11 protein-coding genes and 2 tRNA genes are annotated in these 14698 nt (G+C 69.4%); 2 read left to right on the top strand and 11 right to left on the bottom strand.

Annotated elements, in window-relative coordinates; all coding sequences use genetic code 11:
- The first annotated feature begins 21 nt into the window (after window positions 1–21).
- Both QE392_RS06385 and QE392_RS06380 read left to right on the top strand, forming a co-directional pair.
- Window positions 22–1548 (top strand): CitMHS family transporter, encoded by a 1527-nt coding sequence (locus QE392_RS06385; RefSeq protein ID WP_307449617.1) that lies wholly within the window; start codon window positions 22–24, stop codon window positions 1546–1548.
- Window positions 1549–1741: 193 nt separating this feature from the next.
- Window positions 1742–2305, top strand: a complete 564-nt coding sequence (locus tag QE392_RS06380) for a flavin reductase family protein (protein ID WP_307449613.1) — start codon at window positions 1742–1744, stop codon at window positions 2303–2305.
- Between the two features lie 57 nt (window positions 2306–2362).
- On the opposite strand, the gene QE392_RS06375 is transcribed toward QE392_RS06380, so the two are convergent.
- The 11 genes from QE392_RS06375 to QE392_RS06325 all read right to left on the bottom strand — a co-directional run bounded on the left by QE392_RS06375 (window position 2363) and on the right by QE392_RS06325 (window position 14568).
- Window positions 2363–4585 (bottom strand): alpha-galactosidase, encoded by a 2223-nt coding sequence (locus QE392_RS06375; protein ID WP_307449612.1) that lies wholly within the window; start codon window positions 4583–4585, stop codon window positions 2363–2365.
- A gap of 21 nt (window positions 4586–4606) precedes the next feature.
- The gene (locus QE392_RS06370; protein ID WP_307449610.1) at window positions 4607–5659 is read right to left on the bottom strand and encodes a LacI family DNA-binding transcriptional regulator; all 1053 of its coding nucleotides are present in this window, start codon (window positions 5657–5659) and stop codon (window positions 4607–4609) included.
- Window positions 5575–7119 (bottom strand): ABC transporter substrate-binding protein, encoded by a 1545-nt coding sequence (locus tag QE392_RS06365; protein WP_307449608.1) that lies wholly within the window; start codon window positions 7117–7119, stop codon window positions 5575–5577. The genes QE392_RS06370 and QE392_RS06365 overlap by 85 nt, the downstream gene beginning before the upstream one ends.
- A 62-nt stretch (window positions 7120–7181) precedes the next feature.
- Window positions 7182–8135 carry a carbohydrate ABC transporter permease gene (locus QE392_RS06360; protein ID WP_373426443.1) on the bottom strand — a complete coding sequence of 318 codons (954 nt, stop codon included), beginning with the start codon at window positions 8133–8135 and terminating at the stop codon, window positions 7182–7184.
- 9 nt (window positions 8136–8144) lie between these two features.
- The gene (locus tag QE392_RS06355; protein ID WP_307449604.1) at window positions 8145–9056 is read right to left on the bottom strand and encodes a carbohydrate ABC transporter permease; all 912 of its coding nucleotides are present in this window, start codon (window positions 9054–9056) and stop codon (window positions 8145–8147) included.
- A 790-nt stretch (window positions 9057–9846) separates the two neighbouring features.
- Entirely contained in the window at window positions 9847–10722 is an 876-nt protein-coding gene (locus tag QE392_RS06350; protein WP_307449601.1) for a DUF808 domain-containing protein, read from the bottom strand.
- Between the two features lie 340 nt (window positions 10723–11062).
- Window positions 11063–11154, bottom strand: a tRNA-Ser gene (locus QE392_RS06345).
- A gap of 101 nt (window positions 11155–11255) precedes the next feature.
- Window positions 11256–12545 (bottom strand): LCP family protein, encoded by a 1290-nt coding sequence (locus QE392_RS06340; protein WP_307449599.1) that lies wholly within the window; start codon window positions 12543–12545, stop codon window positions 11256–11258.
- A 343-nt stretch (window positions 12546–12888) separates the two neighbouring features.
- A complete protein-coding gene (locus QE392_RS06335) occupies window positions 12889–13227 on the bottom strand; it encodes a hypothetical protein (protein ID WP_307449597.1) in 339 nt (112 codons plus the stop codon).
- A 42-nt stretch (window positions 13228–13269) separates the two neighbouring features.
- On the bottom strand, window positions 13270–14097 hold the full coding sequence (locus tag QE392_RS06330) for a glycosyl hydrolase (RefSeq protein WP_307449594.1): 828 nt from the start codon (window positions 14095–14097) through the stop codon (window positions 13270–13272).
- A 386-nt stretch (window positions 14098–14483) separates the two neighbouring features.
- Window positions 14484–14568: transfer RNA gene (locus QE392_RS06325), tRNA-Ser, on the bottom strand.
- Between the last annotated feature and the right edge of the window lie 130 nt (window positions 14569–14698).

Here is a 14698-nt window from a genome sequence, read left to right as displayed (position 1 = left end):
CGTCCCGACGAAGGAGTCGCGATGACCCCCCTGATCCTTGCGGCCGAAGCCGCCGAGTACCCGGTGGCCTACACGCCCGCCGACGGGGTGCTCGTGGCCCTCGGCTTCCTGATGGTCCTGTCGTTCATGGCCCTCATCATGACGCGGCGCATGACCCCGATGGTCGCTCTCATCGTCGTGCCCACCGTGTTCGGCCTCATCGCCGGCGCGGGCTTCGGCCTCGGCGACATGGTGATCGACGCCATCGGCAAGATGGCGCCGACCGCCGCGCTGCTGCTGTTCGCGATCATGTACTTCGGCATCATGATCGACGTCGGACTGTTCGACCCGCTCATCCGCGTGATCACGCGCTTCCTCGGCGACGACCCGGCGAAGATCGTGCTGGGCACGGCCATCCTGGCCGGTGCCGTCTCGCTCGACGGCGACGGCTCGACGACCTTCATCATCACCACCTCCGCGATGCTGCCGCTGTACCTGCGCCTGGGCATGAGCCCCGTGGTGCTCACCTGCGTCGCCGGACTCATGAACGGCACGCTCAACATCGTGCCGTGGGGCGGCCCGACCGTCCGCGCCGCGACCGCGCTGGGCCTGCAGCCCACCGACGTCTTCGTGCCGATGCTGCCCTCGCTGCTCGCTGGCCTGGTCGTCTCGCTCGCGTTCGCCTGGTTCCTCGGCCTGTCCGAGCGCAAGCGTCTCGCGGGCTCCATCGACACGGCCAAGCTCGACGGCCCCGGCGGCTTCGGCCGCCTCGGCGCCCCGAAGATTTTCCGCGGCGCGGAGCACAAGCCCGGCGCCCTGGCGTCGCTGCGCACCGGCAACATCGTCACCGTGCGCGGCGGTCGCGACGCCGTCGCCGCCCCGCAGCTCGTCGAGGCCGCCGACACAGCGATGGCCGACACCATGCTCGACCCCAACCGTGCGACCCTCCGCCCGAAACTCATCTGGTTCAACCTCGTCCTCACGGTCGCGGTCATGGTGCTGCTGGTGATGGACCTGTTCCCGCTGGCGTTCGTCTTCATGGTCGGCGCAGCGCTCGCCCTCATCGTCAACTTCCCGAAGCTGCGCGGGCAGGCCGACGAGATCGTCGCGCACGCCCCCAGCATCGTCGGGGTCGTGTCGATGGTGCTCGCCGCCGGCGTGCTGGTGGGTGTGCTGAACGGCACGGGCATGGTGACGGCGATGGCCGACTGGATCACCCAGGTCATCCCGTCGTCGATGGGCCCGTTCCTGGCCGTCATCACCGGCGTGCTGTCGATCCCCTTCACGTTCTTCATGTCGAACGACGCCTTCTACTTCGGCATCCTCCCGGTGCTCGCCGAGAGCGCGGCGAACTACGGCATCGCCCCGGTCGAGATGGCGCGCGCCTCGATCACCGGTCAGCCCGTGCACCTGCAGAGCCCGCTCGTGCCCGCCATCCTCCTGCTGGTCTCGCTCGCGGGCGTGAATCTCGGCGACCACCACAAGAAGGTGCTGTGGCGCGCGACGGTGGTCTCGCTCGTCATGCTCGCCGTCGGCGTGCTGGTGGGCGCGGTGCCGCTGCTCGGCTGAGACCGCGATGGGAAGGACCCGGATGCCGCGGCATCCGGGTCCTTCGTGCTGCGGGGCGTGCGCACGGTCGTCACGGCTCGATGCGGCGCGGGCCCGCCCGTTCGTCGTCTCCCGAGGGCCCGAATCGCCTTGCGCGTTTCATCGTGTTGCGCCAGAGGGCGTCACGGGCGCCGGAAGCGCCTAGCGTCTAGGTATGAGTTCGCTACCGCACGGCGTCCCCGAGAGCACGCCCGCCATCGGCACGTCGGTGTCGGCCGACGACTTCAAGCGCGCCTTCCGCGGCCACCCCGGCGGCGTCGCCGTCATCACGGCCTTCGGTGAGCACGGGCCCGTCGCCCTGACGGCCTCGAGCGTGTCGTCGGTCAGCGCCGACCCGCCGCTGCTCATCTTCTCGGTGTCGGCGTTGTCGTCGGCGACGCCGACGATCGTCGCGGCTGACACGATCGTGGTGCATCTGCTCGACGCCGAAGACGTCTCGCTCGCCCGCGCCGGCGCCACGAGCGGTCTCGACCGCTTCGCCGACACCTCCGCGTGGTCGCGCCTTCCCACCGGCGAGCCGGTCTATCACGGCGTCCGCGCGTGGCTGCGCTGCAAGGTCGTCAGCCGCATGGATGCCGGCGGCTCGACCGTCATCGCCGCACAGGCCCTGCAGGTCGACGTCGAGCGCGATCTCGAGCCGGGCGAAGCAGGCGCAGCGCTGGTGTACTACAACCGCAGCTGGCACCGCCTGGGCGAGCACTCGCTGCTCGACGACTGACACGAATCAGACGACGACGCCCCGCCGGTTTCGGCGGGGCGTCGTCGGTTGCGGGTGTCAGATGCGCGTCACGCTGTAGACGACCGCCGTCTCCGGGTACAGCAACGGCGCCATCACGCCGGCCGTCGCGAGCAGTGCGCCCGACATCTCGACACCGGGATCCGTGCCCTCCAGCCAGAGGGGACCGCCGTGGTATGGCACCGCGGGTGCGGGGTCGAAGCCCCACCAGCGGGCGGGCGTGATGCGGTTGGGAAGGGGCTCCGGCACCTCGGGCACCACGCGATAGGTCGCATCCGGGATGAGTCCGGGAAGGCGGACCCGGCCGGGCGAGACCACGGCCGCTCGGGCGAGAGAGGCGTAGGAGTAGACCGCCGCCGAACCGTCGAGGGCGACGACACCGTTGACGGCGATGGTGTCGTCTGGGTGGTCGAGCCGCACGAGGAGTCCCCGATGCAGCAGCGGGCGATGCTGCTTGTAGAAGGCGATCCAGCTGCGAAGCTCCGCGCGCTCCTCGTCGGTGGCGATCCGCAGGTTCCACTCGATGCCGAGGTGCCCGAACAGCGCCGTCGCGGCACGGAACGACAGATCGTGCCAGCGGCCCGTCGTGTGCGAGCGCCCCGAGGCGATGTGCGAGCCCATCATCTCCGGCGGCACCAGCTGCGTGGTCCACCGGTTCATCTGCTGACGGTCGAGCGGGTCGATGTTGTCGGACACCCAGACGCGATCGGTGTGCTCGATCACCCCGAGGTCCACGCGCGCACCCCCCGACGAGCACGACTCGATCTCGAGCTCCGGGAAGCGCTCGCCGATCTCCTCGAGCAGCCGATAGAACGCGAGCGTCTGCTCGTGCACCCCGGGGCGACCGGTGGGAAGGGTGCCGGCCTGCACGAGGTCGCGGTTGTGATCCCACTTGATGTAGGCGATGTCGTACTCGTCGAGCATCGCGAAGATGGCGTCGCGGATGAAGGCGTAGCACTCGGGGATGCCCAGATTCAGCACCTGCTGGTGACGGGACTCCACCGGCAGCTGGTCGCCCGTGGCCATGATCCACTCCGGGTGGGCGCGTGCCAGATCGGAGTCGAGGCTGACCATCTCGGGTTCGAACCAGAGGCCGAACTCCATGCCGAGTGCACGCACCCGGTCCACGAGCGGGTGCAGCCCGTCGGGCCAGGCATCGGCTGACACCGTCCAGTCGCCGAGGCCCGAGAAGTCGTCGCGGCGGCTCCCGAACCAGCCGTCGTCGAGGACGAAGCGCTCGACACCGAGGTCGGCGGCCTGCTGGGCGAGGTCGAGCAGCACGTCGAGGTCGTGGTCGAAGTACACCGCCTCCCACACGTTCAGCGTCACGGGCCGCGGCGACGACGGGTGCTGCGGTCGCGCGCGCAGGAGCGCGTGGAAGCGTCGGGCCACGGCATCCAGGCCGTCGCCATAGGCGCCGTAGACCCAGGGGCTCTCGTACGACTCGCCCCGGCCCAGACGCACCTCGCCGGGCAGCAGCAGCTCGCCGCCCGAGATCACCTGCACGCCGGTCGACACCCGCTCCACCTGATGCACGTGATTGCCCGACCACCCGGTGTGCACGCTCCACACCTCACCGCGAGCGAAACCGAAACCGGGCTCTCCGACGCTCAACAGCGTGGCGGCGTCCGCGCCGGTGCGCCCGTGGCGGCCCTCGCGGCGGTGGGCCCCGATGCCGACGACGCTGCGCTGGGGGACGCGCTCCTTGCCCCACCGCCCCGCCATGTCGAGGATCTCGCTCGCGAGCGCGGGCACCGGCAGGGTGAGCAGGAGCTCGTCGAGCTGGTAGGGCTCGTCGTCGAGGTTGGTCAGGCGGGCGCGGGTGCGGACGATGCCGGACGCGTCCATCTCGATCGTCAGCTCGAGGCTCACCGCGCTGATCTCGTCGGCCGCGTCGACCGCGAGGGTCGCGGCGCCGGCGTTGTGCACCCCGGCGTCGAGGGCGACGCCGTCGAGGCGCACCCCGGTGACGCGCAGACGCGGCGACCATGCCCGCCCGGCGCGCGAGCCGCTGAGCCCCGGGCGACCGCTCCAGCCGGTCCATTCCTCGGGGAGGACGGACAGGCGGATGGGCTCATCCATGTCGTTGGGACCGATCGGAGCGATGCCGGTGCGCACCAGGGCGTCGAAGGACGCGGCATCCAGGTCACCGCAGTCCGTGCCCCAGAAGACGACGGCGGGAAGGTGGGCGTCCGACACGTCGATCGCAATGGCGACGCCGGCGGCGCGCAGCACGACTCCGAGGGTGTTCGGGAGGGTCATGAGGGGGTTCCTCTCTGGGCGTCAGGATGCGACGCGATGCGGGGGTTGGGCGCATCCGCAGGATTCGCGGATGAGAAGTTGTCCGGGGAAGGAGACGTAGTGCCCGTCGCCGGCGGGCGGAGCGAGGACGGCCGCGACGGCTGCGCGGGCGACGTCGCCGATGGGCTGGGCGACGGTGGTCAGCCGCGGGATGCTGAACGCCGATTCGGTGGAACCGTCGTAGGAGACGACGGCGAGATCCTGGGGCACACGCAGACCGAGATCCGCCGCGGCGCGCAGCACACCGATGCCGAGCAGATCGGACGCGGCGAAGATGGCGTCGGGGCGATCGGGCCCCGCGAGCAGCTCGTGAGCGGCCGTGATGCCGCCCTCGCGGCTCCAGCTCGTCACCGCGACGCCGCCGGAACGAGCGCCCGTGGCATCGAGCGCCTGTTCCCATCCGTCCTGACGGGGGTCGCGGTTGCCCGCGGGGTCGGAGCTCGCCCCGAGGATCAGCGCGACCGACCGGCATCCGTGCACCTCGACCAGGTGCTGCACCGCCTCGCGCGTGCTCGCCGCGGCATCCACCCCGACGGAGGGCACACCGTCGACGGGGTGGAACGCGTCGATGAGCACGAGCGGGATCTCCCGCGCGTCGCCCGGCCACGTGGCGTGAAAGACGCTCGCGAGGATGACGCCGTCGGCCCCGCGCGAGCGCATCTCGCGCAGGAGTCGGAGCTCGGTGGCCGGATCGTCGTGCGTGTTGGCGATGAGGAGCCCGTACCCCTGTTCCGCGGCGACGCTCTCGATGCGCAGGGCGATCTCGGCGAAGTAGGGGTTGCTGCTGTCGGGCAGCAGCAGGGCGAGCACGAACGTCTTACCGGTGCGCAGAGCCCGGGCGGTGTTGTTGGGCCGGTAGCCGAGCTCGGCCATGGCCTCACGGACGCGCCGTTCCTTGTCGGGGGTGACGCGCTTGGAGCCGGTCATCACGTAGCTGACCACGGCGGTGCTCACCTGCGCACGCGCGGCGACGTCGTTGCGGGTGGGGGCCTTGCCCGGTACGGGGAGGGGCAGGGCCGGTGAGGACGGGGACACGGGAACCTCCGGCGAGTCGAGGGTGAGCAGAGGGGGGCGGCACCCGGGCCGCACCCCCTCTGGTCGGATGTGCTTACTGACCGAACAGGGCGTTGACCTGCTCGTTCGCGCTGGTCAGCGACGACGGGTCGGCCTTGCCCTCCATCACAGCGTCCACCGCGGGCGTCATGATCCCGGCGATCTTCGCAGCGTTGTCGGAGATCGGCGAGAGGAAGGTGGTCTCGTCGGCCACCTGCTGGGTGAACGGCGTCACATCGATCCCGCGGCTCTGGAACGCGGCGGCGGCTGCTTCTGCGCCACTGGGGATCGCCGGGAAGACGACACCGGCGGCGCCGATGACGTTCTGGCAGTCGGCCGAACCCAGGTACTCGACCCAGGCGGCCGCCGCGTCCTTGTTCTTCGAGCCCGCCCAGATGGAGTCGGCCAGACCGTTGAACATGCTCGCGCGCTTGCCATCGGGGCCCCATCGGAGTCGGCGCGATGCCCACGTCGACACCCGAGAGACCGAAGAACGAATTGATGTTCCACGACCCGTTCGTGATCATGGCGTACTTGCCCGCGCCGAACGTCTGGGTCGAGTCTCCACCGGTCACCTCGGCGACCGACGGCATGTAGCCCTTCTCGATGAGGTCGGCCATCCAGCCGATCGTCGACTGGAAGCGCTCGTCGTCGTAGTTGTACTTCGTGCCCCAGGGGTTCTCGTCCATGTACTCCCACCCGGTCGAGCCGCTGTACATGCTCCACTGGGTCTGGCCGATGCCGCCGCCGGACTGGTTGTCGAGGCCGAGCCCGTAGACGGCGACACGGGTCTTGTCGAACCCGGGCTCGTCGCCGCGCACGCCGTTGGCGTCGACGGTGAGGTGGGCGATCGCCTCTTCGTAGGTGCCGCCGTCCTCGGGGTTCCACTGCAGGTCGGCGAGCTGCTCGGCGCTGTAGCCGCCGGCCGAGACGAGGTCTTGGTTGTAGAAGATCGCGATGGTGTCCCAGTCCTTGGGCAGGCCGTAGCGCTTGCCGTCCTGGCCCACCCACAGGTCGGCGAGACCGTCGGTGTACTGCGAGAGGTCGATGCCGTCCTTGGCGACGACGTCGTCGAGCGCCACGAGCTGGTTGTTGTTGATGAAGTCGGCGTACTTCGACAGGTGGTCCGTGAAGACGTCGGGGCCGGTGCCCGAGACGAAGCCGTTCGTGATCTTCGTCCAGTAGTCGTCCCACGAGTACTGGGTGATGTTGACCGTCACGTCGGGGTTCGCGGCGTGGAAGTCGTCGGCGCACTGCTGGTAAGCCGCTTTCTGGTTGTTGTCCCAGAGCCAGTACTCGACGGTGCCCGTCGCCTTGCTGGTGTCGATCGAGGCGGCGTCGCCCGTGCCGGACGAACCGCCGCCGACGCACCCGGCGAGAGCGATGCCGAAGACGGTGGTGCCGGCGACGACGGCGGCAGACCTGCGGATGAATGCGGACATGAGTGGTGGTGCCTTTCTGCGTCGGTGCAAAGAGAGAACAGGTGAGGGGTGGGTACGGGGGCTCATTTGACGCCGGAGTAGCCGATGGAATCGACGATCCGTCGTCCGAACAGGAAGAAGAGGGTGAGGACGGGGATGGCGGCCACGAGCGTGGCGGCCATGAGACCGGCCCAGTCGGGGCTGCCGTTGGGCGTCTGCGAACGGAAGACGCCGAGTGCGACGGTCAGGACACGGGAGTCCTCGGTGTTGCCCGCCAGGAGGGGCCAGAAGTAGTCGTTCCAGGTGTTGATGAAGGTGAGGATGCCGAGGGTGGCCAGCGGGGCACCGCTCATCGGGACGATGATGCGGAAGAACACCCGGAGCTTGCCGGCACCGTCGATCTCCGCCGCTTCCTCGATCTCCCGGTTGATGCCGAGGAAGAACTGCCGGAGGAAGAAGACCGCGAAGGGCGTCATGAGCAGCGTCGGGAGCGCGAGGCCGGGGATGGTGTTCAGCAGCCCGAGATCGCGCATGGTGACGAAGTTGGGCAGCGCCGTGAAGATGGGCGGCACCATGAGCGCGGTGAGGAAGGCGAAGAACACCGCGTCGCGACCCGGCCAGCGCAGACGTGCGAAGGCGTACGCGGCGAGGGAGCAGAACAGCAGCTGCCCGACGGTCACGAGGGTGGCGTACGCGAGGGAGTTGCGCAGGTAGAGGAAGAAGTCGACGGACGCGCCCGAGCCGCCCTCCGCGATCGCGCTCTCCTGCGAGGCGAGGCCGAGCACGCGGGCGAAGGCGCCCCAGGTGAAGTCGACGGGGAGCAGCGATCCGGCCCCGGAAGCCAGCGCGTTCTCTGTGGAGAAGGCGGTGCGCAGCATCCAATAGAAGGGGAAGAGCGTGAGGAACAGGGCGATCCCCATCACCGCCCACGCCAGCGCGCGGCCGGGCGAGAACCGGCGCGTGCGGACGGGGGCGTCGAGTGCCGGGAGGCGCTCGGGACCGACGAGCAGGGTGCGGGTCTCGGTGGAGGTTGTCATCGGAATGCCTTACGCGAGGTCGGACTGGTTGGCGCGCATCATCCGCAGCTGGAAGAACGCGACGACGGCGAGGATGAGCAGGAGGACGACGGAGATCGCGCTGGCGTAGCCGAAGTCGTTCTCGCCGAAGCCGACTTGGTAGATGTAGTACTGGATGACCCGGGTCGCGTTGATGGGACCGCCGCGTGTGGTGACGGCGACGGTGTCGAACACCTGGAACGACCCGGTGACCGTGATCACGAGCACGAGGGCGAGCACGGGGCGCAGCAACGGCAGCGTGATCTTCCAGAAGGTGCGCCACTCGCTGGAGCCGTCGAGCGCGGCCGCCTCGTAGACGTAGGGCGGGATCATCTGCAGCCCCGCGAAGACGAGCAGCGCGGTGTAGCCGGCGTGCCGCCAGACGTTCACGAGCGCGATGGTCGGGATGGCCCAGGTGTCGTCGGCGAAGAAGGGGATGCGGGTGAGCCCCAGCGCCTCGATGGCGGAGTTGACGAGGCCGAGCTGGAAGTCGAGCAGGAGGAACCACACCATCGCGGCGATCACGTTCGACACCAGGAACGGCAGCAGGATCGTGCCGCGAATGACCACGGAACGAGTGAGCCGGTGCATCAGGACCGCCAGTCCCACGGCTACCACCGTCTGCACGGCGATGTTGATCACGACGTATTCGAGCGTGACGACCACCGAGTTCAGGAACAGCGGGTCGCTCATGAGCCGGACGTAGTTGCGCAGGCCGATGAACGACGGCGTGCTCATGAGGTTGTAGTCCGTGAGGCTGATGTAGATGCCGCGGATGGTCGGCGCCAGATAGAAGGCCATGAATCCGATGGCCGCCGGCAGCACGAAGGCCATCGCCGTCAAGAACTCGCGGCGACGCCGGCGCCGCTGGCCGGGCGTGAGCTCGGTGCGGAGGGCGGTCATGACTCCTGCCGAGCGCTCGGTGCGATGTGACGCGGGGAACGGAACACGGTGACTCCTCTGTCGAACATCCCCGCGCGCCGACGCCGGCGGTCGGGGAGTCCGCCTCGTCGATGGGGCGGCTGTCGAGGAAGCTACACGAGTAGATTTTGTTTGGCAACACTTTGAGCAAATGGCATTACATTTGAGCGCGGCACCGACCGCCACTCCCCTCGAGAGGAGAACTCGTGACAGAGTCGTCCGTTCCCCCACCCGACCTCGTGCACGTGCAGGCCACGCCGGAGGGTCCGTTCGTCGCCACCGGCCCGTCGCGGATCGACGTCCGCACCGCCCCCGCCGGAAGGGGGTTCCGCATCGCCGTGGCCACAACCGAGACCGTGGCGCGGGTGCGACTGCGTTGGCGGCATCCGATCCCCCGCTCCGCGCGCGTGCTCGGCGACGCGTGGGAGCGCGCCTACGGAGAGTTGGAGTGGCGCGTCGTCCGGCCCGAGGCGGTGCTGCCCTGGAGCGCACTCGTGCACGACACGGCCACGGGGAGCACGCGGGGCTTCGGGGTGGAGGTGCGCGGCGGCGCCTTCGCCTTCTGGCAGGTCGACGACCACGGGGTGACGCTGACGCTCGACCTCCGCAGCGGCGGCGAGTCGGTGCGCCCCGGCGACCGGCCGATCCACGCCGCCACCGTCCGGTGGACGAGTTCGGAGGCGGGGGCCTTCACCGCCCAGCAGGAACTCATGCGGCTGCTCTGCGCGGATCCGCTGACGAGCGGCCCCCTGGCCGGCGCCAACAACTGGTACTACGCCCGCCGCACCAGGCGGGAGACACCGGTCACCACGGCGACGATGACCAACCCGAGGATGAGCCCGAACACCGCCGAGATCGCCGTGTCGACGATCCACACCACCACCGGTCCCGCCGCCTCGATCGCATGCGTGACCACGTGCACGAGGTCGTACGGAGCCGACCAGAACGTCTCGGCGAGGTTCTGCGTGACCAGGTGACCGCCGACCCACAGCATGGCCACGGTCCCGATGATGCTGATGACGCGGAAGACGGCGGGCATGGATGCCACGATCCGGGCGCCCGCGCGACGGGTGCCGCGCGACGGGCTCTTCATGAGGCGGAGACCCATGTCGTCGAGCTTGACCAGCAGCGCCACCGCGCCGTAGACGACGACCGTCATGGCCAGGCCGATGACCAGGAGCGCACCCAGCGTCATCCAGATGCCGAAATCGGGGTCGAGGCCGGAGAGGGCGATGAGCATGATCTCGGTGCTGAGGATGAGGTCGGTGCGCACAGCGCCCAGGACGAGCTTCTTCTCGTCGCGGGGGCCGTCGTCGTCGTGCGCGCCGTGGTGCACCCCGAACCACTCGAGCACCTTCTCGGCCCCCTCGAAGCAGAGGAATCCGCCGCCGATGATGAGCAGGTAGGGCAGCACCCACGGGGCGAACGCGGTGAGCAGCAGCGCGATCGGGATGATGACGATGTACTTGTTGATGATGCTGCCGAGCGCGATCTTCCAGACCACCGGCAGCTCCCGCGCAGGGGTGAGCCCCTGCACGTACTGGGGCGTGACGGCGGCGTCGTCGATGACGACACCCGCCGTCTTGGCGCTGGCCTTCATGGCGGCGCTGAGGATGTCATCGACGACGGCGAGGAGTCCGACCGACATGTGCGCTTCTCCGGGGTAGGGGATGCGACGCATGCGCGCCGCGGGGATGACACTAGCGTGCGCCCGGCCGCGGCCGTGCAGGGGTAGCGCCCGGGCCGCTGTCCGCTCCTCCACGCGCCCACTGCGGTGCGTCGATTCTGCTCGCGAGGTCCACCGTCTGCGTCTCGGCGACGGGAACGGTGGCCCGGCGCCGTTCGTGAGACGGGTGATGCTCACGGTCGTCGACGTCAGCGGCGGCCGGAAGCGGTTCGGGATGCCGGGTCTCGACGCGCTCGAGTCGCGTCAGGGCTGACTGCGGCCTGCGCGGAACAGAAAAGCCCCGGCGAACCGGGGCTTTTTCTGGCGGAGACGGAGGGATTTGAACCCTCGGTCCCCTTACGGGGACTCCACCTTAGCAGGGTGGTGCACTAGGCCTGACTATGCGACGTCTCCAGGTGTCCGATGCCTCTCGGCGTGAACACACCGGTCCATACTAGCCCGTCGTCACCCGGCATCCGAACCACGATCTCGGATGCCGGGTGACGGGGTCGAGATCAGTCGCGGACGTTGCCGTTCGAGCACGTCGCCTGCGCGGCGGTCTGACCGGCGATCCCGTCCGGAAGCACGATCGCGTCGGAGGTCGGCGCGGGCGTCGGCGCGGCACTGTCGGTGGGAGACGGGCTCGCGCTCTCGACCGGCGCCGGCGATGCCGGGGGCGTCGGCGTGGCGTTCTCATCGACCACGACACCGTCGCCGTCGCTGAGGTTGCCCGACAGTTCGAGCGGCTGGTTCGCGGCGAGCGCGGCCCAGAGCGTGTCGGCGTCCTCCACGTCGGGGACGACGCGGTTCGGGTCGTCGGGGTCGGTGTACGTGGGGTACTGGATGAAGACGATGTCGTCGAACGGCACGTCCTTCACGGCGGAGGCGATCTGCACGAGCGTCAACGGATTCGTGAGCGAGGTCGACGGGTCGACGTTGCGCAGCGCCGTGGAGGCCAGCTTGTACAGGGTCGCCGGGTTCGAGAGCACTTCCTGGCTCTTGAGCTTGTTGGCCAGTCGCGACATGTACTGCTGCTGATTCGAGATGCGGCCTAGGTCGCCGCCGTCACCCACGCCGTGTCGGGTGCGGAGGAACTGCAGGGCGTCCAGGCCCTTCACCTGGCGCATGCCGGCGGGCCAGTCGATGCCGGTGTAGGGATCCTTGATGCCGTTGGCGATGCAGACGTCGACACCGCCGATGGCATCCGTGATGTTGATGACGCCCCCGAAGCTCACCTTCGCCGCGAACGGGATCTGCAGGCCGCTGAGCTCGGAGACCGTGTCGACGACGCAGGACAGACCCCCGTACATGTACGCGCTGTTGATCTGCCGGTAGTCGCTGGCGTAGCTGACGTTGCCGTCCTTGTCGGTGCACGACGGCATCGGCGCCATGAGGTCGCGCGGGAACGAGACGACGGTGACGCGGCGCGGGTTGTCGGAGATGTGGACCAGCATGTTGACGTCGTTCAGGTTGCCCTCGGCGTCGTCGCCGCTGCAGCGGTCGCCGAACAGCTGCGCGAAATCGGGCTCGCACTCGTCGGTGCCGACGAGCAACAGGTTGACGCCGCCCTTGAGCTCGCCGAGATCGGGCGGGACGGCGGGCTGGCCCTTCAAGTCGACGGCATCCGCCGTGAAGCTGCGCGTGAGATCGACCGCCGCGTAGGCGACAACGGCGCCGCCGGCCACGAGGAGCACGGCCAGAACGATGGCGAGACCGCGCAGCAACTGGGCGAGGGGACCGGGCGACGACAGCCGCCCGTGCCGCGCCAGGGTGCGTTGACCGCGCGGTGTCGTCGTTCTACTCACTCGGGTCCTCTCGAGACGGATACCACCGGCCCGGCAGCACGTCGACCTCGGAAGGGTCGCAAGGTCGCAGCAATACTAGGGACGCACGGCTGTGAATGCCGTGAAGATCGAGGCCGCTGCATGACGGGATGTTGGTCTGCCGGATGCCGTGGCGTCACCGCCGTCGGCTACGCTCGCCCACCCAGAGGTGAGGAGGATGTCGTGGACGAGTCGCTCGAAGTGGTCGTGATGTTCACCGGGATGGCCGCGCTCTTCCTCGCGACCCTGGCGATGGGGATCGCCGCAGCGCGCAGCAACCGCGACTGATCTTCGCGCGGCCCGTCGCGCGAGTCGGATCACGCGGTCAGGTCGCGGGAGGGCTGCCCCCGCATGCGACGGGGCCGAACTGCACCCAGTCGGGCAGGTCGTCCACGAAGGCGTTCCGGCTGTTCACCCTGTCGAGCACCGCCCACTGCACGGTCTCGTTGACTTCGGGCTCGAACTTCACCCACTCGAACCAGTTGACCAGCCGGAGCAGCGGGAACTGCTGCCGCGTCTCGGCGCTGAAGACCTGCTGCCACCACGCCTGGTGGATGGCATCCTGTCCGTCCTGATCACCGCGGTCGATCACGAGCGCCGCCGTCTCGGGAATGGCCACCGGCTTGTCACGAGCCTGACCGTACTCGGCGTAGAAGTCGGGCACGGCCGTGTCGTCGCCCCCGAGACCGGAGTAGGTGCCGGTCAGCTACGCGGCGAACTTACCCGGCTCGGGCATCTCGTTCTCCCCCCAGGGGTACGCCGACCCCCAGTGATAGAGCGACATCCCGACCCAGTCGACGAACTCGTCGCCCGGGTAATACGGAGCGTACGAGTCGTCGACCCCGGTCACGGCTCCATCGCCGTCGGTATCGAGTGCCGCGGCAGCCGACGACCCCGCCGGGGCCTCGTACTGACCGCCGGCGAATGGGTAGCCGCCGCCGTAGTTGGGCGCCCACATCATGGCCGCCCCGGGCACCTCCTGGTGGATCGCGGTCGCGACGCGACGGAAGGTCGCGACGTACTCCTCGGGCTGCTGCCCCCACGCGTACCACGACCCGTTCATCTCGTGAGCGAAACGAACGAGCACCGGCACCCCCGCACGGGTCTCCTCCTGCAGCACCGACACGACGTCGGCGATGACCTCGTCGGTGACCGCGGCGAGGCCCTCCTGCGGTTCCAGGGTCAGCAGGTGCGCGGCGCCCGCCTGGGCGGCCTGGTCGGCCGCCTGCCGCACCCATTCCCGCTCCTGGTCGGTCCAGGGAATCGGCGCGAAAGACACCACGTCTGCCGGCGGTGCGCCGAGCAGCGTCGCGTATTGGCCGACCGTCTCGGAACCCCAGTCGAGATTCACGCCGATGTGCATCGCGTCGCGCGCGGACAGCTGCTGCAGCGCACACGCCGCGTCCGGCGGCGCGGTCGGTTCCGGCGTCACCGTCTCGCTCGGCTCAGCCGGACCACCGACGGAGCAGCCGGCCAGGAGGGCCGTGAGCACAAGGGCGGTGGCGCCCGCCGTCCCGCCTGAGCGTCGCTTCATGCCTCCAATGTTCCGTATCGGTTCGCCTGGACGGCGACTTCCGGCCGGAGTCGAAGACAGGGGTGCGGAAAGAGGCTCTCGCCTGCGCTTTCGAACCGCAGCGGTGTGGGATCTCCTCCACGGGCCGCTGCGCGGCACGGAGCCTCCGGCGGCGTGGGCCCACCTCCGTTCGACTCCCGCTCAACCGGCCATCACGTGAAAAGCGGACCCCTGCGGTGCCCGCTTTTCACGTTGCGGAGGGTGTGGGATTCTCCCCACCGCCCCTCCACCGACCGCTTCGCGCTCGGCGGAGCCTCCGGCGGCGTGGGCCCAACTCCGTTCGACTCCCGCTCAGCCGGTCATGACGAAAGAACGCGGACCCCTCCGGGGCCCGCGTTCTTTCGTTGCGGAGGGTGTGGGATTCGAACCCACGGGACATTGCTGCCCACTGGTTTTCAAGACCAGGTCCATCGGCCGCTCGGACAACCCTCCTGAACGCCCCGAGTCTACCCACCGCCCACCCCGTACCCCGCGACGACCACCCCTCTGCCGTCTCCGAGGGTGAGGGGCGCCCGTCGACACGGGCACCGTTCACACGAATGTGAGTGGCGCGTCATCTGGC

Source organism: Microbacterium proteolyticum (genome assembly GCF_030818075.1).
In the GTDB taxonomy this organism is placed as follows: Bacteria; Actinomycetota; Actinomycetes; order Actinomycetales; family Microbacteriaceae; genus Microbacterium; species Microbacterium proteolyticum_A.
Note: the sequence above shows the minus strand (reverse complement) of the source record. Positions and strands in the feature narration are given on the sequence as shown.

What these genes read in the sequence shown, in the direction of transcription:
- QE392_RS06385 (WP_307449617.1), top strand. Translation starts at nt 22, where the DNA reads ATGACCCCCCTGATCCTTGCGGCCGAAGCCGCCGAGTACCCGGTGGCC.
- QE392_RS06380 (WP_307449613.1), top strand. Translation starts at nt 1,742, where the DNA reads ATGAGTTCGCTACCGCACGGCGTCCCCGAGAGCACGCCCGCCATCGGC.
- QE392_RS06375 (WP_307449612.1), bottom strand. Translation starts at nt 4,585, where the DNA reads ATGACCCTCCCGAACACCCTCGGAGTCGTGCTGCGCGCCGCCGGCGTC.
- QE392_RS06365 (WP_307449608.1), bottom strand. Translation starts at nt 7,119, where the DNA reads ATGTCCGCATTCATCCGCAGGTCTGCCGCCGTCGTCGCCGGCACCACC.
- QE392_RS06360 (WP_373426443.1), bottom strand. Translation starts at nt 8,135, where the DNA reads ATGACAACCTCCACCGAGACCCGCACCCTGCTCGTCGGTCCCGAGCGC.
- QE392_RS06355 (WP_307449604.1), bottom strand. Translation starts at nt 9,056, where the DNA reads ATGACCGCCCTCCGCACCGAGCTCACGCCCGGCCAGCGGCGCCGGCGT.
- QE392_RS06350 (WP_307449601.1), bottom strand. Translation starts at nt 10,722, where the DNA reads ATGTCGGTCGGACTCCTCGCCGTCGTCGATGACATCCTCAGCGCCGCC.
- QE392_RS06330 (WP_307449594.1), bottom strand. Translation starts at nt 14,097, where the DNA reads ATGAAGCGACGCTCAGGCGGGACGGCGGGCGCCACCGCCCTTGTGCTC.